We start from the raw sequence: 23,185 nt of genomic DNA, 5'->3' as shown, positions 1-23,185 counted from the left end.
CTCCAGATGAGATAAAGGCTATGTTTGGTCCATCTGAGACCGGAATCATCAGAGAAAATCTTATGGATTCAAATTATGATAAAGCAATTGAATTATATTATGAGAAGTATAGTGAAAAACACCAAGAACTTGTTCTTGAGAGTGAGGAGGTTAACAAATTACTCCTGTTTTTAAAAAGAGAAGGCTATAAATTGGGGATTGTAACAGGAAAAGCTAGCAGAAGTTTGCTTATCTCTTTGGATTGCCTTAATATGAAAGACTTACTTGATGTGATAATCACTGGTGATGATGTTTCTATACCAAAACCTCATCCAGAAGGATTGAACAAGGCATTGGCACAGCTTAACATAAAAAACACTGATGCTATTTTTTTAGGAGATAGTGACGCTGACATTTTGGCTGGTAAACAAGCTAACGTACATACTATCGGAGTACAGTGGTTGCCAAATTATCAGGCATTAGAGTTTGGTGTTCAACCAGATCAAATGTTTAGTAACATACATGAATTCATACAAGCGATAAAAAATTAAAGGTGTGAACAACCGTGAAGGTATGTAAACAAATTAGTCTGTGGAAAATAATTCATTTCGTAAGTTTCTTAATTGGTATTTAGATGTTTGGAGAAACTCATCATTAACAGATTTGAAAGGTATAATATCCAAGGATTATAAAGCAAGAGAGATTTCAGATGGCGAGTTAGTAGACTTTGGTTATGAAGAGGCGATTATGGGCTGGGAACAAGGGTTTAATTTCGCAAAAGAAAAAGAGAATGAATGGGATTTAAATGAAGTATCAATAGTTCCTTTACGACAAAATGAAGTTATGGCTATCTTGTCTGCTACATTAGTGATTGGGGGAGAGAAGTTAGAGGAAGTAAGCTTATTTTTTCAAACGTTTAAAAAGAATGAAAATAGTGATTGGAAATTAATAAGAAGTTACATAGAAACAGGAGTTCCTAGTGAAAATTTGAACAAAATACAATTCAACTAACGTGAGTATATCTTTAAATCAAGACTTACACAATCTGGGGCAATAGTTGAATTAGAACTTTGTTTCCTTGTCTACTATGGCGGTTAATTAGTTTAATAATATATTGAGTTTTTAATTTACGGATGTTAAGATATATAAAATTAAATATTCAAATGCTATGAAGAGAAGAGTAGATGAAATTAATTCGTAACAGAGAGCTCCAGTAGCTGAAAAGGAGCATGAGTTATTTTATTGAACCAAGTCTCAGAGCATCACGTTGGATTTAAAAATGATGGCGTGACGGGAGCTCCTGTTATAGAGCTAAAGTATAAGCAAAAGTAATTTTTTGCCGTACTTGAAGAGGTTGATATGGTGACATATTAACAAACTGGGGTGGCATCGCGATTATAAAATTTCTAAATCTCGCCCCCAAGGCATAGGTCTTGGGGGTGGGATTTTTTTGTTGTTCAAAATTAATTAAACAGAAAAGCTAGTCTATGTATTAGTATAATTGGAGGCGAGAATTACATGAGTTTAAAGAACAAAAACGTATCTTGGAAATATCCATCAATTTTATTACTAGGTATTGGTGTCTCTAATGTGGGGGAATGGATTTACTTTATTGCTCTTAATTTAATCGTATTGGATATGACTGGCTCACCAATTGCTGTATCTGCACTGTATATTATTAAACCCTTAGCTACTTTATTTACAAATTTCTGGGCTGGCAGTCTTATTGATCGTTTAAATAAACGAAGACTAATGATTTTTCTTGATATGGCACGGTCTTTATTTATAGTTTTATTACCTATCATGCCATCCATATTTCTAATTTATATAGTTGTGTTTATCATAAACATGGGAAGTTCAATGTTTGATCCAGCTTCTATGACTTATATCACAAAACTGATACCCGCAAAAGAAAGAAAACGATTTAATTCACTCCATAGCTTAGTTACTTCAGGAGCATTCTTTATTGGTCCAGCTATTGCAGGATTATTGTTTTTGATTGGTAATCCAACCTTTGCAATTTATACAAATGCAATAGCATTATTTATTTCAGGACTGATAACCTGTTTAATGCCTGATTTGGAAAAGAAATTGATTACAACTTCTTCAGTAAGACAAAGTTTTTCATTCAAGCTATTAAGAAAAGATTGGGATGTTGTGGTGAATTTCAGCCGTAAAAAAACTTATATCATGCTAGTTTATTTCTTGTTTAGTTTTGTGATGGTTGTAATGGCAAGTGCTATTGATTCACTTGAAGCAGCTTTTGCTAAAGAAGTTTTATCATTGTCGAATAGCAAGTATGGATTATTGGTATCCATTGCAGGCGCAGGGATCGTGGTAGGCGCTGTTATAAATTCATTATTGGTACATAAGGTAACAATTTCTTTATTAATTGGCTTAGGCACGGTATTAGTTTCATTCGGTTATATTATTTATGCTTTCTCGAACACATTCCTTGTTGCTGGGATAGGATTTTTTGTTCTTGCATTTTTTATCTCCTTTGCCAATACAGGGTATCTCACGTTTTACCAAAATAATATACCTATTAACATGATGGGACGAGTTGGAAGTATTTATAGTTTAATTGAAGCGATATTAATCATTATAGTAACAAGTATTGTGGGACTTGCTGCTCAAGTTATTTCAATTCAAATGACAGTAATTATTGGTGTATTAGTAATGGTGTTACTGTCATTCACCTTATTGATAGTAAGTTTATATCCTTCTAAAAGAGAACTATATCAAGTTAGTTCTTCAGATACGGACACTCTTGTAGAAGACTTAATATGACAAAATCTTCTTCATAAATAGGGAGCAATAGTTATAAGGCGGTCAACAAAATTAATCGTCTTTTTAATTTTGTCTAATAAATTATTGGAATATTATGTTAACATAGGTTTAGAAGATCTTGAGCTAATGGGGCAGGATAGTTGAAGAAAGGTAGATAATAGAACTAGCTTTATATAGGGGGGAAAGCAATGGATACAACACAACAAAATAGCAATGCATGGGATAAGAAGGTAGAAGAAGGTTCCAGATACACTAAATCTGTAAGTAGTGAGGTTATAGAAAAAAGTAAATCTGGTGAGTGGGAAATCACTGTAACCACTGTAAAACCAGTACCAAGAAATTGGTTTCCTAATTCCTTAGAGGGATTACATATCCTTTGTTTAGCATCAGGCGGAGGACAACAAGCGCCAGTTCTGGCTGCGGCAGGAGCAAATGTAACGGTTACGGATATTTCTAAAAAGCAATTAGAACAAGATGAAAAAGTAGCTAAACGTGAAGGATTGGCTTTAACAACTGTTCAAGGTGATATGTCCGATCTGAGGGACTTTGATGATGAAAGTTTTGATATGGTCGTCAATCCAGTTTCAAACTTGTTTGTAAAAGATGTTCCTCTTGTATATAAGGAGATATCTAGAGTATTAAAAGACAAAGGTATTTTAATCGTGGGTTTCACTAATCCTTTATTATGGATTTTTGATGACAATCAAGAAAGAAAAGGGGTACTTGATGTGAAACACTCCATTCCTTCTTCGACATTGGATTACTTACCTGAGAAGGAAGTGCAGGATTACATTGATTCTAATCAAACCATCGAATACGCCCACACGCTAGAAGACCAAATTCAAGGTCAGATGGATGCTGGTTTTGTCTTGACAGGATTTTATGAGGATGATTTTGGCGGAACAAGAATATTAGACAGGCATATCAAAACCTTTATGGCTACCAGAGCTATAAAGATAAAGGTAGATTAAAAAACATTTTTTCATTAACGGGGGCTTTAGTTTAACAAGGAAGTCCACTTCTTGAGCCTATGTATGGGCTGTTGAGCTTATTTTATAGGGGGGTTATTAAATGAGATTAATTGTTGGGACAATGGTAAGCTTTTATATCCTGATTTTTTGGATTTTTCCTATAATCTATCGATATTTTCCCGGTGATGGAGTAGCCGAATCGTATTTACACCCTATTTATATGGGAATGATTTTACTCGCTGGGTTAGTTGTTGCTTGTACAAAAATTGTATTAGAAAAAATAAGTGAATTAAATGAAATGAAGAAGGAAAGAACGTCTGAAGAATAACTTTGTTCAACTAATTGGGGGCAATAGTTGAATAAGGTTGTGAGAAGAATATGCTTTAAGGGGTGATATTTTGTATAAAAAGGTATTATACTTTATTTTTATTTTCTTCGGCATGGTTGGATTACTTTATCTTATGAATGATACATTTTGGTATGTAAATCTCCATCTTAATGCGAGTGAGAATCCATACTTCGTATTACTTAAAATGAGTCTTTGGGGATTTTTGTTTGGAGTCTTTATAGAATGGAGATCTCTAAAGGATGTATTAATCGGTAATATACGTATTAATTGGTTGATAGCACCAGCTGCTATATTAATAGTTATCGGATTTATTCCCATAATTAAATGGGTTCAGTGGTTTGGAGTCGGGACTCCATTTTATATCGAAATGTTGAGTTTGCCTGAAATAAACGTTGTTATAAATATAGCATCAGGAATCCTTTTAGTAAGAGGGTTAAGTGGAAACTAAATGTTATTAAAGTAACGGGGATAAGAGTTGAAAAGCTAACTAAATGTAAAAAATATAATTTCTACAATTTAATATTTCAGTGCTGGGGGTTTTTACATGAATCGTTATCAAAAAATATCATTAATTATTTTAATAGGTAGTCCATTGTTGTTCTTGATTATTTCAATTATTACTGGGCAATGGGGGTTCTTGTTATGGAGCTTGTCAACTATTGCAATCGCATTAACAATATGGAAAGCAGGCTCAACCCCAAAGACGAAATTGTAAAATAATTTGTGAAGAGTTGTTCTTAAAGTAAATGGGGGCGTTAATTCAAGAAGTATTAACGCTCCCTTTTCTAATATATTAAACAAATGAGAAACAGCCATGGAACTATAAGTCGATATTAAATATTTTAGGTATGTGTTCTTCTCCTAAAGTTGTAATTTTAATAGCTCGTGTGTTTGGGAGTCGTTTTATCCATCCAAACTCTAATATTTTTTCAAATATAGCATTGCCTAGCGCTCCTCCCATATGATGTTTCCTTTCACTCCAGTCTAAGCATTTATGTGAAAATGAACGCCGTTTCTTTTTTAATTCGTAAATGTTTATTTGTAATGTAGCCAAAAATTCTATTCCTTCATTTGTCACTTCATATTTATCATTTTCTTTAACTAGAACCCCCTTTTTTTCTAATGCCGATACTAACTTTACTCCAAGGTTACCTGCTAAATGATCATAACAAGTCCTCGCTGAGCGTAGAGCTTTATCTCTAGGTGATTTCTTTAATGAACGAACCTCAAATTGGGGGGCTATAGACAAAAAAGTTTCTAATACACTAGCAACCCCTGGATCCTTTATTCCGAAATATTTGTGTCTACCCTGCTTCTCAACTTTGATAATTTGAGCTTCAGTCATTTTTTTGAGATGAAAAGTAGCTGTTTGGGGTTTGATTCCAGCCATATAAGCCAACTCACTTGCTGAATGGAATCTTCCATCTAGCATAATAAAAATCATCTTAGATCTTGTTTTATCACTTATTATGGCTGCTACTAGTGCCATATTCGGATTAACATCCATAAAATTACCTCCAAAAACATTCATACTTCGATAATAATGGAAATATCTACGTGATACAATACAAATTAATTCAACAAAGGAGGATTTATCAATGATTAATTCAAGTAACAAACTAAAAACAAAGCTAGTTAAACCTAAAATTCTCTATTATGGCACCCCTGTAGTTTTACTCACAACATTAAATGAAGATGAGAGTGTGAATATTAGCCCAATATCATCTTCGTGGGGGTTAGGCAATTGTATTGTTCTGGGATTAGGGTTAGGTGGAAAAGCCATCGAGAACCTTAAAAGCCATCCAGAATGTGTTATAAATTTACCTAGTCCTTCTCTTTGGCAAAACGTAGAGAAATTAGCACCTTTTACTGGTAAAAATCCTGTTCCAGATTACAAGATTGCAAATGGTTTTACGTACGAAAAAGATAAATATACCGCTAGTCAACTCACCCCAGAAGAATCTTTATCAGTAAAACCAACTCGAATATTAGAATGTCCAATACAAATCGAGGCGAAGGTAATGGATATTCGTATTCCAGATTATTACCCCAACTTTGGTATTATTGAAACTCAAGCTAAACATGTACATGCTCATGAGAATTTAGTTTTAAATGAGAACCATATTGATCCAGAAAAATGGAGTCCACTTATATATAATTTTCGCCATTATTTCGGTCTTGGTAACGAATTAGGTAAAACCTATAGAGCTGAGACTTAATAATCAAATAAGTAGCTATCATATAATTTAAATAGGCAGGAATTGAGAAGGGCGTTGATCTAAGAAGGGTAAACGCTCTTTTTGTCGAATTTATTAATGAGATGGGTAAAAGTGAATTTATTAATATTAAATATACTAGGAGTGTGTACATTGTTAAAATTTTTTGAGTACAACTGGCAAGTTAGGGATGAGTGGTTTGACTGGTGTAGACAACTAACAATTGAAGAGTTGTTAAAAAATCGTCAAGGAGGAGTAGGGAGTATTTTATATACTCTTTTTCACATTATTGATGTTGAATATAGTTGGATTCGTGGGATTCAAGGCAAAGAAGATATAAAAGTTGAATTTGCAGATTATAACACACCTAAAAAGTTAAAAACACTCTCAGATAAATTCCAAAATGAAATAACTGAATTTCTAAAAACAGATCTCGATGAAGTAAAAGAGGAGCTAGTAGCTGTTCCTTGGGATAAAGAAAAATATATAGTTGATGATATTTTGCACCATATAATTGCACATGAAATTCATCATATCGGTCAACTTTCAATTTGGTCAAGAGAATTAGAATTCAAACCTGTTTCTGCTAACTTAATTGGAAGAAAGTTACATTAACTTAATATTCATCTTTACTAAAACCAAAGAAAAGGTGTTGTTCAGGAGGTTATCAAAATAAGGTAAAAAATGTTTCCTCAAGAAAAGTCTTGTGGGTTAACAACATTCATAGAGGAAAAACGAAGGTATCTTAAAAGGGTACTTTGTTTAACTAATAGCACGTTTTTAAAACATCAAATACACATTTTTTATTATTAACCAAGATTGTGTGATAGCCCTAATAAAAATTTATGATTAAGAAAGTGAAAGGATTGTTCATTTGAAAAATAATAAAACAAATTCTCCTTCTTTATGGAGGATATTTTATAAGCCAACTTCACAATTCATTAAAATAAAAGAAGATCCAATTATATTAAAACCGTTAATTTTTATCATATTAATAATTGTTATAGAAATTATACTTGTCTTACTTACACAAAGATTTGAGTACAGTATCTTTGGAGAAACAGTGACAGTTATGCCTTGGTATTTGTTAGTTAATTGGACTGGAACCTTTTTATTGGAAGTAATCACTAATTTGTTAATATTTATATTTATTATATCTTTGTTTTCATTCTTGGTGGCAAAGCTGTTTCGTTTAATAATTACCTATAAACAAATAGCCTCCATGATGACTCACATTTACACATTGAGTATAATTAATGTCACTATTTACGTTTTTTTACCTAGAATATCAGACGGTGGATCTATTAATGATTGGTTTTACCAATCGATACTTATTACATATATAATAGTGACCCTATGGCAAGTCATGTTGGTAGTAAATGGATTAAAAGTGATATCAACAAATGAACCTCCAAAGATTTTTTATTGGTTAATAGCTATTATCTTCTTATTATTTAATACTTACTTATTTATACACTTTAATTTTTAGATCATTGAGATATTTATTAAGCAGTCACGTAAAACATTTACAAAACCTTACAGAACATGAAAAACTCTTAATTTGTGGACCTTTTAAAGATAATGATACAGCTATGCAAATATTAATTTGTGAAACGATAGATGAAGCAAAAAAACTTGTTAAATCCGATCCATTTATTGATGAGGGCTATTATGCTACATATGAAGTGAATGAGTTAATTGAAGCAAATGAGAATAATAATTGGTTAATGGATATATCTCAAACAATAGAAAATTTAATCGAGTAGAATAAGGTATTTTTGAGCTAACGGGTGGCGCTTGTTCAATAAATGTGACCGATTTTTATCATATTAAACTATAAGTTACTGAGGCATACTGCTTAGTGATTCGGAAATGATATTTTGTAATGGCTACGAATAAGTAGCATTAAGTTATAACAACAAGAATGAAACGGAGAAGAAAGCTAATGTTTTTTACCGAAGCTACGGATGTTACTGGTGTGCAATTTCGAATGGTTATAACGATTTGTGCTTATTTGTTCGTCGTTACATTTGTTATATTTTATTCTTTGTATAAAATTTCAATGATTTCCCACAACAAGAGGTTTAAAAATATCTTTTTATTTTTAATGAGCATTCTATTAAGAACTCCGTTTCAAAAAGTTGAAAGCATTGTGGGAGAAAAAGAGGAACTCACTATAAAAAGGGTATGGAAGGAAATATGGAAAGAAGTTTTAATCATTATTTTTTTAACCTTGTGGTTGATTGGAGCTATAATTGCTGGATATAATCAAATTCAACATTTTCAACAATAAATAGTTTTATTGTGCTAACGGGATTTGAACAAGGCGATCATTAATTGGTTGCCTTTTTATTTGTCTTAAAAATAGTTAGAATATTATATTTAGCTAACAGGACAGTTTAATGGAAGAGGGATGTATAGATATAGATTTGCCATACTAAAAGAGAGGTGAATAATAAATGTTTTATTATATATTGCTCGGTATGGGTATTTTAGCATTCATCCCAATTTATTTCTCAGAATATATACACAGTTTTATTTTCATCATGGCATCTGGTACAATTTCAGGTTTTTCATTGGTTTCTTTTAGTATTTTTGTTAATAAAGGTTGGAAAGGTTTTCGAGGGAAAAACGGGCTACCTATGAGAATTATTTTTGGTGGAATAGGAGTAGCTGTACTTATCATGAGCCATTTTTTTTGGGTGGATTTCCTCAATTACATAACTAAAAATTATAGCACTCTGGAGGGGGTTCCTTCTGAGGTTGAATATTTCCCACCCTCTGGAAAAACAGGTGAATCTTTTTTTGTCACTGTTGAGGGAGTTAGACTTCCTTTAACTCCTGTCCCAAACGTATCAGAAGAAGAAGCAGAAGGTCGTTATTTCGTGATTAAATATTTTCCATATTCTCAATGGATTGTAGATTATAAAATTGAATAATTGAATTTCCACGCTCAAAGGGCTTAGGAAAATTCTAAGGCCCTTTTTTGAAGTAATCTCAATATTAATTTAGTGTGAATTGCAATTAACGGATCCCGTAACTGTGACTTAACTATTTTGTAATAAGTCACAGTTTTTTTATATTTTAAATTAATCCCAAAGTTATTAATTATTTTCCTAGTTCGTGTATTTGAAAGTCTATTCAAAATATCTCTGATTGCCCTTATAATGATATGCGTTACTCAATCAACAATTGATTAATTTTTCAGAAAAATGGGGAGTAGAAAGGAGATTGAAAACATGGAGAAACAACGTCGTGGAATTTTTCAACGTTTTCTTGACTTCATCGAACGAGCAGGCAACAAGCTCCCACACCCAGTTACATTATTCGCAATATTAGCTTTAGCAGTTATAGTTATATCAGCTATTGTTTCAATGACTGGAGTAAGTGTAGAACACCCCGGTGAAGAAGGGAAAATGGTTGAGGTTAAAAGCCTCTTAAGTAAAGAAGGAATACGTTATATATTTGAGAATATGGTTGATAACTTCATAGGGTTCGCCCCTTTAGGAGTTGTATTAGCAACAATGTTAGGTATAGGTGTTGCTGAGCGGACAGGCCTAATCAGTGCAGGTTTACGTGGTTTTGTTCAAATTGTACCTAATCGCTTAATTACTGCAGGTTTAGTTTTTGCTGGTATCATGTCTAGTGTGGCTTCAGATGCTGGTTATGTAGTACTACCACCATTAGGTGCTGTTATTTTCGCTGGATTAGGTCGACATCCTCTAGCTGGTTTAGCAGCAGCATTCGCAGGTGTATCAGCAGGGTTTAGTGCAAACTTATTCCTGTCAGCAACTGATGCAATGTTAGGTGAATTAACGATTGCAGCGGTATTAGATGCTGGTTACGCTGAAACGATGAATATCGCAATGAACTATTGGTTCATTATCGCATCTGTTTTCTTACTAACATTCGTAGGAGCGTGGGTAACTGAAAAGATTGTTGAACCGCGTTTAGGTGAATACAAAGGTGATTATCGTGAAGATTTAGATGGATTAGATGCATCTGAGAAAAAAGGTTTAAGATGGGCTACAATTTCATTAATTATCTCGGTTATTGGTACGGCGTTATTAATTGTACCAAGTGGCGCACCATTACGTGGTGATGAAGGACAAATTATTCAATCACCATTTATGTCATCATTAGTACCGATTATTTTGCTATTGTTCTTCATACCTGGACTGTTTTATGGAATTGCAACGAAGAGCATTAAAAATGATAAAGACGTAGCTGATCAATTATCAGATACTATGGCTTCAATGGGTATGTTTATTGTACTAGCTTTCACAGCAGGTCAATTCGTAGCTTACTTTAATGAAACAAACATGGGTCTTGTTTTAGGTGTATTCGGTGCTGAATTCTTGCAAGCTATTGAATTTGGTGGGATTCCACTAGTCATTGCATTTATTTTAGTGGTTGGATTTATCAACCTATTTATCGGTAGTGCCTCTGCTAAATGGGCAATGTTAGCACCAGTTTTTGTCCCGATCATGATGGGCATGGGCTTCTCGCCAGAATTCACTCAAATGGCATATCGAATTGCCGATTCATCAACAAACATTATTACGCCATTAATGCCATACTTTGCGATTATTATTGCATTCGCACAGAAATATGATAAGAAAATGGGTATTGGTACGTTAATTTCGGTTATGTTCCCATATTCAATCGCGTTCATGGTATTTTGGACAGCAATGTTAATTGTTTGGATGCTATTTGGAATTGAATTAGGGCCAGGATCTCCAATTTTTTATAGTAATTAATCAATCTATCTCTAGTGAAGGCATTTCTTCACTAGAGTTTTTTTATATTTAATAGTTATATTTTTCTCTCTTAAAAATACAAATGTTAATAGGTATGTTTAGGGGGGATAGATTTGAATCAATATGATAGTTATTTGAAGAAACATTTAGAGAAACTGAATAGAAACTTATATGTATCTAAGGATGATCCAAATTATTACGATAAGCTTTATCGTTATTCCAATCAATCCACACCCGAACTACACTATCATCTTGGAAAGAAATATGAAGAAGAAGGTTATTTTGCAAAAGCACTAAACCATTATCAAAAATCCGCTCAATATTTCCATTCTCCCTATTATGCTAAATCTAAAAAAGCTATAAACAGTATTGAAGATGAGTTAAACAATATAAAACCAATAAATACAAGCCCAATCAAGCAAAAACGAATTCCGGCCTATGCTAAAGCTACAGCTGTGTTAGTTTTGTTACTTTTTGTTTGTGTATTAGGATTTCTGTTAGGGTTTGAACCTGTTAGCCGAGCCATCTCTTCATTTCAAGATCTTAATCATGACACAGAAGTGATTTATGATAATGACATTATTCCGTTTGTTTTTAGTTTTGAACCTGCCATCGATATGGAGGAAGTTGAAGCTCAGTTACATAAGGCAGTGATGGACCTTAGTGAAGAGTATCCAAGTCAGACTGTATTTTTATATGGCATAATAACTTCTGATAAGAAATTACACAATGAAGTCAATGCGCTTGAACAGCAAAAGCAGATTGATAACGCGTTCGTGTTAGCAGAATATAATTCTTCTATTGATGACGCTGTAAGAATTCGTTATCTACCAAACAGAAAATATTTAGATCAGAACTTTGCATTAAATTATGTTGCTGTCAATCTTGTAAGAACTGCGTTAATGAGTTATATAGAAGATAATGGTGCGGCCCCTGAGGACATTATAGAACTTGTGCAAGATTATCCAAATAACTATTTAAGTTTTATACCTAATGAAATACTAAGTCAATCTAACCAAGTATATACAGAGTGGAATGGAAATGGTGGTTGGGTATTTAATAAGCAGTCTAATACTATTAGTGAAATGTTTTACCCCAATACCTCTGATAAAAGAGTTATCCCATTCAATGAAGTGAAAGTCTCTATTAATAAAGCAAGTCATCTATTGAAGGTTCATAGTGATCCATATTTAATTAAGCAAAAGAAAATAGGTTCTGGAAGAGGAGACCTTACACCAGAGGGGCGTTATCAAATCATCAATAGAGTCATAAATCCTAAAGGTCAAGAGCCAAATGCCTACGGGGTAGCAGGAATTGGAATTGGAGAAGAATTGGCGATTCACGGAAGTTCTGAAAATGTACCGATTACAGAGCAGCAATCGTTAGGGTGTATTCGACTAACCAATCAGGATATTTTAGAAGTATTTGATTTTATACCAAAAGGTGGAGAAGTAACCATCACTAATTACGAAGAAGAGCAAAAAGAATATAGACAAATTTCCAACATTGATGATCTAATTCCGTCTAACATTATAAAAAACATTCAATCTACGACGGAAGTATTTAATTGGGCAAGTTAGGTTAAAAATATTCAGAATAATTAGACAAAAATAAAAGCACAGTATACACTAAACACGGAAAAATATATAAAATGTAGGTGTTAAAGGGTGGAAGATCAACCGTATGTATATGAAATCTTTATCGCGACATCCTTAGAACGACTTTGGAAAGCCTTAACAAGTACTGAAGATACGAAAAAGTACTTTGTGACACTAGGGGCTCACTCTGATTGGAAGGAAGGTTCAATTGTAGAATTTAGGAAGAACAATGGTGAATTAGATGGAAAGGGTGAAATACTAGAGTCTAACCCCTATGGAAAGCTAAAGTATAGTTGGAACGATGTTGGAGATGAACTTGCACCTTCGATAATTACTTATGAACTGGAGAAAGTGGAGAATGAAGATGTGGTGAAGTTAACTTTAACACATGATAAGTTAATGGGACGAGCGTACAAGTTCTGGCCTATTGTTTTGTCTGAAATGAAAACATTAATAGAGAGTGGTCAACCCATTTTCAGTTGGAGTAAAAAAAATTCATCATAATCTAATAAAAGGGGGAGGTTTGTGAGGGAACGAATTTGAGCAGTTTTATGAAAGATTCAATGAACAAATTACAGAATGACCAGCGAGAAGGGTATCACTACGCACCCTAGTGATTTGGATAAATATGTGAAGGAAGCCATAAATTATTTGTAGAAGAAAGGCTGAAAATAAGATAAAATTTTATAAGGTAATAATTTTAGCACCAGTTAGTGAGAAGAATTCTCTAACTGGTTTTATTATGTTTATCAAAAGAAAATACAACTTTCTATATAAACGACCAAAACTTACCGATAAATATATTGTAAGATAACTACATACTAGAGAGACGAGGTTATTAAAATTGAAAAAGGTCATATTATTTAGTTTACTATTTTTATTGGTTGGATGTAGCCCAACTACACTTATGCCAAAGGATTATTTTGTAGATACTGAAAAGGTTGAAGCTTTTTATGCAAAAGGGGAATTTGAAGCTGCATTAAGTTACATAGAAGAACGTATTGAGAAATATCCTAAAGATTATGAACTTCATGCAGAGAAAGGTTATATTTTAACTGAGATTGGTCAAAACAAAGAAGCTTTAAAGTCATTAAATATCGCTTTAAAGGAAGATCCTAAATTTGATTCTGCATTAAATAATAAATCATGGGCACTTCACAATTTAGGCAGATTTGAAGAGGCAATTGAATATGCGAGAAAAGCTTTAGAAGTAGAACCTAATGATGATGCAGATTTTGTGAATATGGGAAATGCATTAGTAGCAGTAGATAGGGATGAAGAGGCATTAACGTATTATAATGAAGCCATTGCATTTAACCCTGAAAATCCTTGGGCTATTTATGGAAAAGGGGTAGCACTTTATTATACAGAAGATTTTGAAGGAGCATTATCTCAATTCTATGATTATATGATGTACTTCCCAGAAGATGTTGATGGACTGTGGTACTTAGTTTCAAGTCATGATTATTTGGGGGAACTCAATAAAGCTGTCTCATTACTTAATCAAATTATAGAAATAGATGGCTCAGATATTGATGCGTACACATATAAAGCCGATGTTTTATATGATTTAGGTAAATTTGAAGAATCGTTAGCTGTATATGATAAAGTTATAACGAAATTTCCGGAACAGGCTTCAGGTTATTATGGAAAAAGTCGAGTATTGATTAAGTTCAATAAAGTGGAGGAATCACTTAATCTGTTAGAAAAATCCATTTCGATGGATGGTACTTATAACGAATGGGCCTTGGAGGATCAAGCTTTCTATGATTTAAAGGAGAATGAACGTTTTAGAGAAATAATAGGTTATTAAATATCTAAAAAGCCTTGAATCTATTAATAGATTCAAGGCTTAGTTTATTACTATTCAGAACCTTCTTCAGATTCTTCTTCTTTAGGGAATTCCCCATCAAGATAACCGAATTGAACTTCATTTAATAGCCATTCGCCATCTTTTTCAATTACATTGTAAGTATAGTGACCACGGTTTTCCGTTGCATCACCTTTAATCGTGTAGTTAATTAGATAGTTATCATCAAATACAGAATAAACACGGAATTCATGATCTCCTGGTACAAGTTCGAAATCAGATTCAACCCATGTTAATCCTTCGTCACCAGCTTCAACGATTTTACCTGTAATTTGGTTTGCATATTTCTCAGTTACTGGTGCGTTCTCTAAAAAGTAGTTAGCAACGTCTTCAACAGTTTCCATATCTTTAACGGTAGAACCATCTACATGTTCGTCTTGGAATTGTTGCATAACCTCACCATATTCATTCAACTTCTCAACTACTAATTCCTCTGGATTAGCAGTTTCCTCAGAGCCTTCTGTGTCTTCAGTCTCTTCGTTATTTTCTTTCTCTTCGTTATTCTCTTTTTCTTCTGTTCCATTGTTGTTATTTTCAGTATCGTCTGTATTGCTGCCGCCACACGCTGTTAAGATCAGCATTAACGAAGCAAGTAGAACTACTAAATAACGCATGAAACCCCCTCCTTAATGTTTTGAAATTTTTGACTCCGATTGAAATTATAACGCCTCCCGAAATAAATTGTCAATATAAAAGTTTAGGAACTCGAAACTTTTTTCTTACATAATTCACAAAAATTTCATTGAAAAATAATTCCAATCGCCATATACACATGTATTATTTATGTCTAACTTAAATAATACTACTTATGATATATTTCACATCCATTATATGACTGATTTCATATCAGCATAATGTCTGATTGACTCTAGGTCTGGCGGCTGATAGTGATATTACTTATTAGAAAGAGAAAACGAGCAACTGCTATTTACCAGCTGCTCGTTTCGAGTAATAATTATTCTTTTCGGTTTAACTTTTCTTCTAGTTTTTCTAGTTGATTTTTTGCAAAGTCGCGACCACCTATACCGAATGAAATGGCAAAGGCAACCATCAATCCACCAAGAATGAGTAAGAATGCTAGATTGACAATTGTTTTAGCAAATTGTAATTGATCTAGTGTCATAAATACTGCAAAGACAATAACAACATACTTTACAATTTCTGCAGATAATGGGCTATTAGTATATTTTCTAATCCAATTGTTAAGAAGGTTTGCTAGATATAATCCTGCTCCAAGTATTAGTAAAGCACTTAATAAGAACGGTAGATATGAAATTAACGCATTTCCGATTGTATTTAATACTTCTAGTTCTAGTACGTTTAGAGCTTCAACTGTAAAGAATAGAATGATTAGAATTTTAGTGATTGTTCCTAGAGCTTTTGCTAAATCGAATGGAGGGTTTTTTGTTTCGTCTTCTACACCGAATGATGAATAGATTTTGTTTATTCCAGTTCCTTCTAATAGACTAGTTAGTAAATTACCTAGTAGTTTTGCTAGATAGTAACCAACAATGACTAGAATAATCGCCACAAATATGTTTGGAATCATCATGAGTACATCGTTTAGTACATCTTGAATTGGTTCAGAAATAGTATCGATATTTAGTGCTTCGAGTGCTATTGTAATTACTGGAATTAATATGATTATGAAAATGATATTGGCTAATACATTTGATAGAGTTGATTGTGCTTCAGTTCCACCTGTATTGCTTGGGCTAACTTTGTTAAACCATTTATCTAAATTTAGACTCTTGAAGAATTTTTCGAAAAGGTCTTTGATGAGTTTAGCGATGAAGATCCCAATCGTTAAAATGATGGCAGCAGCAATGATGTTAGGGATAAATCCAAGAAGCTTATCCATCATATTGGTGATTGGCTCAGATACTGAATCCATGCTTAAAGCATCTAAGATAGCAGGGATAAATAATATAAAAACTAAGAAATAAAATATTTTCCCAATACTATGAAGAATGCTTTCGCCGTGTTTTTCGTCTCTGACAAAAGATGTTTTACCTAAACCCTTATGTGCACCTAGTTTGACGAATCCTTTTTGTACGACATTTTTAACAATGACAGCGACAATCCAAGCTAGAAGTAAAAGTAACAGTGCAGCAATCACATTAGGTATCGCTTGAATTAAGTCACTTAACATACGTTCAAATGATGAACCTAAGTCGCTCATTTAATCATCTCCTTTATAATTTGATTTATATAAAACCATTAACCTAGTTTTACAAATGTTAAACATATGTTACAAAATTTCATACATCTCATTCACTAACTAAGTTAATTCATGTGCGAAATCATGCAAGTTGTTCAATCATTTATGTAAAAATACAATATTGCCGATATAGTAATTGGTGAGGAGGGGGACACATGAAAGTCAATATCGATATTGATCATAATTATGAAGAAACTTTTATTACGATTCACGCTAAAGAATGGACTGAAGAACTTCAAAATCTAGTTAACAGTCTTAATCAAAAGACTAATAAAAGAATAGTAGGAATAGAAGAAGAGAAATCTATACTGCTTTCTCCTGATGACGTTGAATTCATCTATGCTCAAAATCGAAAGGTCTATGCTGTGATTCACAGACAATCAATCGAGCTTAATATGAAATTATATGAATTAGAAGATATGTTGGCAGCACATCATTTCACACGATTCTCAAAATCTGTTATTGGTAATTTAGATCAAATTAAACATTTTGAATTAGCTTTTAATGGCAATTTATGCGTGTTCTTTCAGTCTGGAGAGAAAGAGTATGTTTCAAGAAAATATGTTAGTGAAATCAAGCAAAAGTTAATAATAGGAGGTAAATAATGATGATTAATGAAGCTTTAAAAAGAAGTTTTATAGGTTTAGGTTTTGCTGCGATAGTTACGTTTATTGCTTTAACCATTATGATGATGACTGGGAGTGAACAAACCGTTGCAACCATATGGGAAAACATGTTGGGAAGTATGCTAGTAGGAGTTTATTTTGGTGTAGCTTCACTTATTTTTGAAAAAGAAACTTGGAGTCCATTGAAACAAACAACGATTCACTTTTTAGTATCAATATCAATTTGGCTGCCTATTGCGTTTTATCTAGGGTGGGTACCGATGGGAGTTGTACCATTACTAATTGCTATTACTCTATTTGTAGTGAGTTATGCGATGTTTTGGTTAGGTACAAGAATGTACTTTCTAAAGCTGGAAAAAGAAATGAACCGCACAGTAAGTAAAAATAATTAGTATTTATAAAAAATCCACTAGATAGTTTCTCTCTATTTAGTGGATTTTATTTTGCTATATTAGTAATGTTTTGGAATAATAAAGATACATAGGAGGAATATAATGGAATTAAGTTATCAAGTGATTTCAGAGGATCAAACAGAATATTGTAAAGATCTTTGTAATGAACTAATGGCTTATCAGAAGTCGATTGCCCACATTAAACCTGAACTTTTTGATTCTATGAACTTTGAATCGCGTATGCTGCCCTCAATTGAAGATGCAGAGGAAAATTATTGTAGTAGTGAAAGATGGAGAAGAGTTAGTGGGCTATGTGTATGCCAATGTCTCTCCTAAAGAAGCTTATGATACCAAGTTTGCTACCTTTTTCGATATGAATTCGGTCAAAAGAAAAAACGTAGGCTGTTTATCACAATTTTACATAAAAGATGAGTATCGTAAATATGGCGTGGGCTCCAAACTTTTTGACCTGTCCGTTCAATGGTTAAAACAATATGAAGATATAGAAGACTATTTTATCTATGTTTCAAATGGCAATGAAGCAGGGCTAAATTTTTATAAGCGAAAAGGGTTCAATGAAAGCCATCAAATATTAGATGGATTCATTACCGTGTTGAGAAGTAGTCGAAAAGAATTGATTGAAACTAACTCCACAAAGGAGGGGTAGAAGTTGAAAAAAGAAAAGTTAGTTAAAAAATACGATAACCATGTGAACATGTATGAAAAACATCGTTGTAACCCAACTTTGGCTCAATGGAGAAAACAGCTAATTGAAAATAACGTTCAAGGAAAAGTGTTAGAAGTTGGAGTGGGAGTAGGAGCCAATTTTCCCCATTATGATCAAGAGAACGTACATATAACTGCTGTAGATTTCAGCTCGGAAATGTTGAAAAGTGCTAAACAAACCGCTGAACACTATCAATTGAATGCAAATTTTATCCAAGAAGATGTTGAAAAATTACATTTTGAGAGGGATTCATTTGAATGTATCGTATCGACACTATCATTATGTAGCTATCCTAATCCAATAGATGTTTTGAATCATTTCAATGACTGGTGTAAAGAGGGTGGAACGATTTTATTAATGGAGCACGGGCTTAGTTCAAATAGCTTTCTCTCGGTAACTCAAAAAGTAATTGATCCCGTATTTAGAAGAATATCAGGCTGTCATTGTGATCGGGATATTTTGAAGTTAATAGAAATGTCTAATCTGCAGATTAATAAAGTTGAAGGTTATTGGTTAGATATCATAAGCTTAGTTTGGGCGAAACCTAATAAGGTTAATTAATAGCTTAAGGTAGTGAATAAAGTAATATGTCAATTGGTTAACTGTAAAGTAGATAATAAATTTCTGATTTTAGATAATAAAATCGTTAAAGTAGATAATAAATCTTATGAAGTAGATAATAAATGATTAATTTTGGATAATAAATGTACTTAACTGGATAATAAAACATGCAAACTAGATAATAAAATTATATTAAGCATCTGCAAAAAGCCATCAGTTCTCACATTCAGAGAGAACTGATGGCTTTTACATTATCTAAACAAATCTAATAATCGGTCCCAGAATCCTTTTTTCTCTTTATTATATTCTGGTTGTTCTTCTTCTTGGTCTTCATCTTTTTTGATGCTTTCAGTTTTAATAACAAATTGGACGCTTTTAACTTTTTCGTTTTTATCTGAAACAAATGATGTTGGCTCGAAATCTGATTTGTCGTATTCACTAACCATTTGATTAATTTCACTCGTCATTTGGTTTGGTAAATCACTTGTTGAATCGGCTAATTCATCTGTTCCTTGGTTTAGCTCCCTGGCACCATTCTCTAAATCTTCTGCGCCATTGTTCAAACCGGAAATACCTCCGTGAAGTTCCCCGTAGGAAGTAGATAATTCGGATACGCCATCTGTATAATCAAGCAATCCAGCATGAAACGATTCATAATTAGAGGAAAGCTCTGTTAATCCTTCTTTTAATTGGTTCATTAATTCATCCATGTTGGTTTGGTCTAAGCTTTTGCCTAGATTATTAGACATTTTCTCAAGATTTGTTCTCATCTCACTGAGTGAATCAATAACCGAGCTTAATGTCGGGTCAACTGCTTCGAAAGCTTCTTTTACGTTCGTGTAGGTGGCTTTCGTATTTTGTGCTGCTTGGTAGGTCTCAACTAATTGGCCGATTACATTGGAATCAGCATTACTTTCATACAGCTTTTGAATATCTTTTTCAGAAATATCATGCCCAGGTATGGCATTAATGGATTGATCTATTGCTTGATAAGCTTGATTGTATGAATCTTTAAACTCTGTTAGGCCATTCTCGGTTTCTTTAAGTCCTTTTGCAATTTCATCTAAACCTTGCTGTAGCTCTTTAAACTGATTCATATCCATGCCACTTGATTCACTATTCATGGATTGATTCATTTCTTCCAGAGCTTGCTTAATCGACTCAGAGCCTTTGATCAGCTCACTTGAACTTTGATCCAATTGGTTAATCCCACTTTTGTAGTCTCTGGATCCACTAGCCAGACTGGATGCGCCATCATTTAATTCAGAGATCCCTCTTGTTAACTCAGAGACACCTTTATTAACTTCACTGGTTGCATTGGATAACGATTCTATATCTTTCGTCATATCACCCGTTTCTGGCGAATCAAATGTCATGGAAGAAGGGAGGGCGTTAATCTGAATCCCTTCTAATTCAAAGTCATTCGCATCAGCCTTTAACACAAAGCTGCCTTTTTTCTCAGGCATCACGGTAAAAGTGACCTGTTTGTTCTTACCGGCATTAGCAATCGTTCCTTTTTCAGTCTCAATATTTTGATAGATCTTTGAATCTAGTGTAAGCGAGATTTGTAACAAGTAATTTTCAAAAAAGGTAGAATCAGCATTTGGATTAGCTGAAGTGTCAATTTGAATCTCAAGCTGACCATCTTTACCTAATAGTTCGTCAGGCTGAATGGTTTGACCATCTAATAGATATTTCACATTAATGTCCCATGGCAAAGGTTTCTCCTCAAGGTTCCCTTGATAATAGAACTGTTCTTCCTCTGCTGTGAACTTAACCTTTTCATCTTCCTGTTCGATCTCATTTAAGTTAGTTAAATTTTTAACACTACTGTACGAGCCGTAATCAATCATTTGACCCGGTTTTTCTATATTAAAATTATTTACGATATACATGTCTTGTTGCTGTCCATTAGCATCCAGTGTCGCATAAACAACTTCATGTTTCTCAGAATAAGAGCCTTTGCCCTTTGGCTCCTCCTGTTCATAGGAGTTCTGATTAGATGTTGCTGACACAAAGAATGTCGGAATCACTAATAGACAGGCCGTAAATATAGTAATTGTACGTTTAAATCTCATCTTCACTCCCCCTTATAAAAATTTGCCTTTAGTGTGGTTCTCTCAATCACTTTATCAAAAATTAACAGCATCGCTGGCAGGAAGAAGACCACTAAAATAAATGCTAATAACGCACCTCTTCCTAAAAGCATCCCGATCGAGGATACAATTGGGTTTGTTGATGTGATGCCTAATATAAACCCAACACTCGATAAGATCGATGCCGAAATAAAAATCGAAAACGTTTTATGATTAATCGTTTTCTTAATTGCTTGTAAAGCTGGCATATCACGGCGAATTTTCATATAGTACTCGGTAAATAAAATACCGTAATCGACGGTTGCTGCCAATTGAACCGTACTAATAATGAGATAGCCTACATAAACCAATGGTGTATCGGTAAAGTATGGAACCGATAAATTTAACCAGACAGCTGATTGAATGGTTAATAGTAAAACCACCGGAATCGATAGCGACCTAAACGTTAGCAACAACACAATCGCAATCGTGACAACCGTCAGAATATTAACGAGCGTATTATCTTGTTCGACGACATTCTTCATATCATATAACGTCACCGTTTTACCTAAAAGATGAACGTCATCGTAGTAGGTTTCTGAGGTCTCACGAACGTCTTCAACGAGTGAAAAGGCAACTTCCCCTTCTGGTTCTGTGTTCGTGTGTAACGTTATTCGGCTATATTCATCTGAATAAAATTGTTCAGTGAGGGATTCGTCTAAAAAATTGGTCGGTATAGCCGGGCTTACCGTGTTTACATAAGAAATGACACTAGATATGTGATTTATATTTTCTAATTGTTGGACCAGTTCTTCTTCTTTAGCCATATCTCCATTAGGGACAAGAACGACCATTGGCGTATTTTTACCGAATTCCTCTTCAATAGCAATTTGGTCAGACCCTGCACGTGTATGGTCAGGCTGGTCACCAAATCCATAAAGGAATGACGTATGGTTCTGGGCTAAAAAGGCCGGCACGATCATTAATACAACTAAAAGAAACACTGGAAACCTTAATTTAATGACACGCTTACCAATATTCTTATACTCCGGCACAATCGGTCTGTGCTGTGTGCGATCAATCCATTTGTAGAACAGAAGTGTAAGAGCTGGTAGAAAAATCATGACACTAAGGAAACTTAATGCAATCCCTTTAACTAGATTAATCCCTAGATCAGCACCTATCCCAAACTCCATAAATGATAGTGCCATAAAACCAAAGAAGGTCGTACTCGCACTGGCAATAATGGCAGGGAATGATTGATTCATCGCCAGTTTCATCGCTGCTTTTGGATCTGATTCTTGTTTTCTATAATCTGCAAAACTATGAAGTAAGAAAATCGCATAATCTAATGAGACCGCCAGCTGTAAGATCGGTGCGACCGACTGGGTGATAAACGAAATCTCACCAAGAAAAATATTAGTTCCCATATTAATCAATACCGACACACCAATGGCAGTTAAGAAAAATACAGGTTCCACCCACGACGTAGTAGATAAAACTAGAATAATAATGATGATGGGGATCAATAAAGCCGCTGCATACATTGTTTCGTTTCCAGCCATTTTTTGTGAAGTGGCTGTGTCTAATGCATCACCTGTAATCGCGACTTGGTTACCAAATAATTGATAGATTTCATCGATAGCTTCAACCTCATCGCCTTCACTTATATGAACGGAGAACAAGGCGTTTTGGTTTTGATAGTAAGATTCAACTGTATCCCGATTGGCCATTTCCAATGGTCTTTTCAAATCCAATACATCGTCCAGCCACATCACATTCGAAACACCGTCTATTTGTTCTAATTGCTGCTTATAGGTCGTAGCTTCCGTAATTAATACATCATGAAGCATCACCCTGGCATTCATGATGGGTTGGTCAAACTCTTCTTCCATGAGGTTTGTTGCTTCCATGGAGGGTGTATCTTCAGGTAAATAGTCAACCATATTGTGATTCACTGAAACACCAAATTGCGCTACAGCGCTAATTATAGTAATGATCATAAATGTAATGACGACTAATTTTTTATGTTTAAGTATTCTTGCTGATA

General features: G+C 33.8%; 27 protein-coding genes and 1 other annotated feature. Of the genes, 22 read left to right on the top strand and 5 right to left on the bottom strand.

Annotated features, from left to right (window positions below; genetic code table 11):
- The 7 genes from E3U55_RS16060 to E3U55_RS17480 form a co-directional block, all read left to right on the top strand.
- Nucleotides 1-530, top strand: a 530-nt coding sequence (locus E3U55_RS16060; protein WP_134341504.1) for an HAD family hydrolase, incomplete at its 5' end; no start/stop codon positions are given.
- Nucleotides 531-570: 40 nt separating this feature from the next.
- Entirely contained in the window at nucleotides 571-990 is a 420-nt protein-coding gene (locus E3U55_RS16055) for a flavoprotein (protein ID WP_134341503.1), read from the top strand.
- Between the two features lie 148 nt (nucleotides 991-1,138).
- Nucleotides 1,139-1,403: a binding site (T-box leader), on the top strand.
- Nucleotides 1,404-1,497: 94 nt separating this feature from the next.
- Nucleotides 1,498-2,769: an MFS transporter gene (locus tag E3U55_RS16050; protein ID WP_134341502.1), complete on the top strand. Its 1,272-nt coding sequence runs from the start codon at nucleotides 1,498-1,500 to the stop codon at nucleotides 2,767-2,769.
- A gap of 188 nt (nucleotides 2,770-2,957) precedes the next feature.
- Complete coding sequence (locus E3U55_RS16045; protein ID WP_134341501.1) at nucleotides 2,958-3,740, top strand: class I SAM-dependent methyltransferase; 783 nt, start codon at nucleotides 2,958-2,960, stop codon at nucleotides 3,738-3,740.
- Between the two features lie 100 nt (nucleotides 3,741-3,840).
- Entirely contained in the window at nucleotides 3,841-4,068 is a 228-nt protein-coding gene (locus E3U55_RS16040; protein WP_134341500.1) for a hypothetical protein, read from the top strand.
- A gap of 70 nt (nucleotides 4,069-4,138) precedes the next feature.
- The gene (locus tag E3U55_RS16035; protein ID WP_134341499.1) at nucleotides 4,139-4,537 is read left to right on the top strand and encodes a hypothetical protein; all 399 of its coding nucleotides are present in this window, start codon (nucleotides 4,139-4,141) and stop codon (nucleotides 4,535-4,537) included.
- A gap of 96 nt (nucleotides 4,538-4,633) precedes the next feature.
- Nucleotides 4,634-4,804, top strand: coding sequence for a hypothetical protein (locus E3U55_RS17480; RefSeq protein ID WP_153801972.1), 171 nt, complete (start codon nucleotides 4,634-4,636; stop codon nucleotides 4,802-4,804).
- Nucleotides 4,805-4,909: 105 nt separating this feature from the next.
- Here the strand turns inward: E3U55_RS17480 and E3U55_RS16030 are convergent, their stop codons facing one another.
- Nucleotides 4,910-5,596, bottom strand: a complete 687-nt coding sequence (locus E3U55_RS16030; protein ID WP_134341498.1) for an ArsR/SmtB family transcription factor — start codon at nucleotides 5,594-5,596, stop codon at nucleotides 4,910-4,912.
- A 91-nt stretch (nucleotides 5,597-5,687) separates the two neighbouring features.
- Here E3U55_RS16030 and E3U55_RS16025 point away from each other — a divergent pair, with 91 nt between their 5' ends.
- The 10 genes from E3U55_RS16025 (at nucleotide 5,688) to E3U55_RS15980 (ending at nucleotide 14,476) form a co-directional block, all read left to right on the top strand.
- Entirely contained in the window at nucleotides 5,688-6,308 is a 621-nt protein-coding gene (locus E3U55_RS16025) for a flavin reductase family protein (protein ID WP_134341497.1), read from the top strand.
- 150 nt (nucleotides 6,309-6,458) lie between these two features.
- On the top strand, nucleotides 6,459-6,920 hold the full coding sequence (locus E3U55_RS16020; RefSeq protein ID WP_134341496.1) for a DinB family protein: 462 nt from the start codon (nucleotides 6,459-6,461) through the stop codon (nucleotides 6,918-6,920).
- Between the two features lie 259 nt (nucleotides 6,921-7,179).
- Nucleotides 7,180-7,794 (top strand): YIP1 family protein, encoded by a 615-nt coding sequence (locus E3U55_RS16015; RefSeq protein ID WP_134341495.1) that lies wholly within the window; start codon nucleotides 7,180-7,182, stop codon nucleotides 7,792-7,794.
- A 4-nt stretch (nucleotides 7,795-7,798) separates the two neighbouring features.
- Entirely contained in the window at nucleotides 7,799-8,071 is a 273-nt protein-coding gene (locus E3U55_RS16010) for a YciI family protein (RefSeq protein WP_194840958.1), read from the top strand.
- Nucleotides 8,072-8,250: 179 nt separating this feature from the next.
- On the top strand, nucleotides 8,251-8,598 hold the full coding sequence (locus E3U55_RS17600) for a hypothetical protein (protein WP_134341493.1): 348 nt from the start codon (nucleotides 8,251-8,253) through the stop codon (nucleotides 8,596-8,598).
- A 166-nt stretch (nucleotides 8,599-8,764) separates the two neighbouring features.
- Entirely contained in the window at nucleotides 8,765-9,244 is a 480-nt protein-coding gene (locus E3U55_RS16000; protein ID WP_134341492.1) for a hypothetical protein, read from the top strand.
- Between the two features lie 300 nt (nucleotides 9,245-9,544).
- Nucleotides 9,545-11,065, top strand: coding sequence for an AbgT family transporter (locus tag E3U55_RS15995; RefSeq protein WP_134341491.1), 1,521 nt, complete (start codon nucleotides 9,545-9,547; stop codon nucleotides 11,063-11,065).
- 113 nt (nucleotides 11,066-11,178) lie between these two features.
- Complete coding sequence (locus tag E3U55_RS15990; protein ID WP_134341490.1) at nucleotides 11,179-12,645, top strand: L,D-transpeptidase; 1,467 nt, start codon at nucleotides 11,179-11,181, stop codon at nucleotides 12,643-12,645.
- Nucleotides 12,646-12,732: 87 nt separating this feature from the next.
- Nucleotides 12,733-13,167: an SRPBCC domain-containing protein gene (locus tag E3U55_RS15985; protein ID WP_134341489.1), complete on the top strand. Its 435-nt coding sequence runs from the start codon at nucleotides 12,733-12,735 to the stop codon at nucleotides 13,165-13,167.
- A 340-nt stretch (nucleotides 13,168-13,507) separates the two neighbouring features.
- Nucleotides 13,508-14,476, top strand: a complete 969-nt coding sequence (locus E3U55_RS15980) for a tetratricopeptide repeat protein (RefSeq protein WP_134341488.1) — start codon at nucleotides 13,508-13,510, stop codon at nucleotides 14,474-14,476.
- 50 nt (nucleotides 14,477-14,526) lie between these two features.
- On the opposite strand, the gene E3U55_RS15975 is transcribed toward E3U55_RS15980, so the two are convergent.
- Together E3U55_RS15975 and E3U55_RS15970 are read right to left on the bottom strand one after the other, a co-directional pair.
- Complete coding sequence (locus E3U55_RS15975) at nucleotides 14,527-15,147, bottom strand: hypothetical protein (protein WP_134341487.1); 621 nt, start codon at nucleotides 15,145-15,147, stop codon at nucleotides 14,527-14,529.
- A gap of 341 nt (nucleotides 15,148-15,488) precedes the next feature.
- Nucleotides 15,489-16,715: a mechanosensitive ion channel gene (locus E3U55_RS15970; protein ID WP_134341486.1), complete on the bottom strand. Its 1,227-nt coding sequence runs from the start codon at nucleotides 16,713-16,715 to the stop codon at nucleotides 15,489-15,491.
- A 194-nt stretch (nucleotides 16,716-16,909) separates the two neighbouring features.
- On the opposite strand from E3U55_RS15970, the gene E3U55_RS15965 reads away from it, so the two are divergent.
- From E3U55_RS15965 to E3U55_RS15950, 5 genes are all read left to right on the top strand, one after another.
- A complete protein-coding gene (locus E3U55_RS15965) occupies nucleotides 16,910-17,359 on the top strand; it encodes a LytTR family DNA-binding domain-containing protein (RefSeq protein ID WP_134341485.1) in 450 nt (149 codons plus the stop codon).
- The gene (locus E3U55_RS15960; protein ID WP_134341484.1) at nucleotides 17,359-17,772 is read left to right on the top strand and encodes a DUF3021 domain-containing protein; all 414 of its coding nucleotides are present in this window, start codon (nucleotides 17,359-17,361) and stop codon (nucleotides 17,770-17,772) included. Before E3U55_RS15965 ends, E3U55_RS15960 begins: the two co-directional genes overlap by 1 nt.
- A 102-nt stretch (nucleotides 17,773-17,874) precedes the next feature.
- Nucleotides 17,875-18,108, top strand: coding sequence for a hypothetical protein (locus E3U55_RS17765; RefSeq protein WP_228547599.1), 234 nt, complete (start codon nucleotides 17,875-17,877; stop codon nucleotides 18,106-18,108).
- Entirely contained in the window at nucleotides 18,077-18,439 is a 363-nt protein-coding gene (locus tag E3U55_RS15955; protein WP_267195395.1) for a GNAT family N-acetyltransferase, read from the top strand. Before E3U55_RS17765 ends, E3U55_RS15955 begins: the two co-directional genes overlap by 32 nt.
- 3 nt (nucleotides 18,440-18,442) lie before the next feature.
- Nucleotides 18,443-19,060, top strand: coding sequence for a class I SAM-dependent methyltransferase (locus tag E3U55_RS15950; RefSeq protein ID WP_134341483.1), 618 nt, complete (start codon nucleotides 18,443-18,445; stop codon nucleotides 19,058-19,060).
- 251 nt (nucleotides 19,061-19,311) lie between these two features.
- Here E3U55_RS15950 and E3U55_RS15945 read toward each other — a convergent pair whose 3' ends face one another.
- Both E3U55_RS15945 and E3U55_RS15940 read right to left on the bottom strand, forming a co-directional pair.
- Complete coding sequence (locus E3U55_RS15945) at nucleotides 19,312-21,138, bottom strand: methyl-accepting chemotaxis protein (RefSeq protein ID WP_134341482.1); 1,827 nt, start codon at nucleotides 21,136-21,138, stop codon at nucleotides 19,312-19,314.
- A 2-nt stretch (nucleotides 21,139-21,140) separates the two neighbouring features.
- A complete protein-coding gene (locus tag E3U55_RS15940) occupies nucleotides 21,141-23,138 on the bottom strand; it encodes an efflux RND transporter permease subunit (protein WP_134341481.1) in 1,998 nt (665 codons plus the stop codon).
- Nucleotides 23,139-23,185: the final 47 nt, after the last annotated feature.

This window comes from Filobacillus milosensis (assembly GCF_004402015.1).
GTDB lineage: Bacteria > Bacillota > Bacilli > Bacillales > Alkalibacillaceae > Filobacillus > Filobacillus milosensis.
The sequence above is the reverse complement of the archived record's forward strand: the minus strand, read 5'-3'. Positions and strand labels throughout refer to the sequence as shown.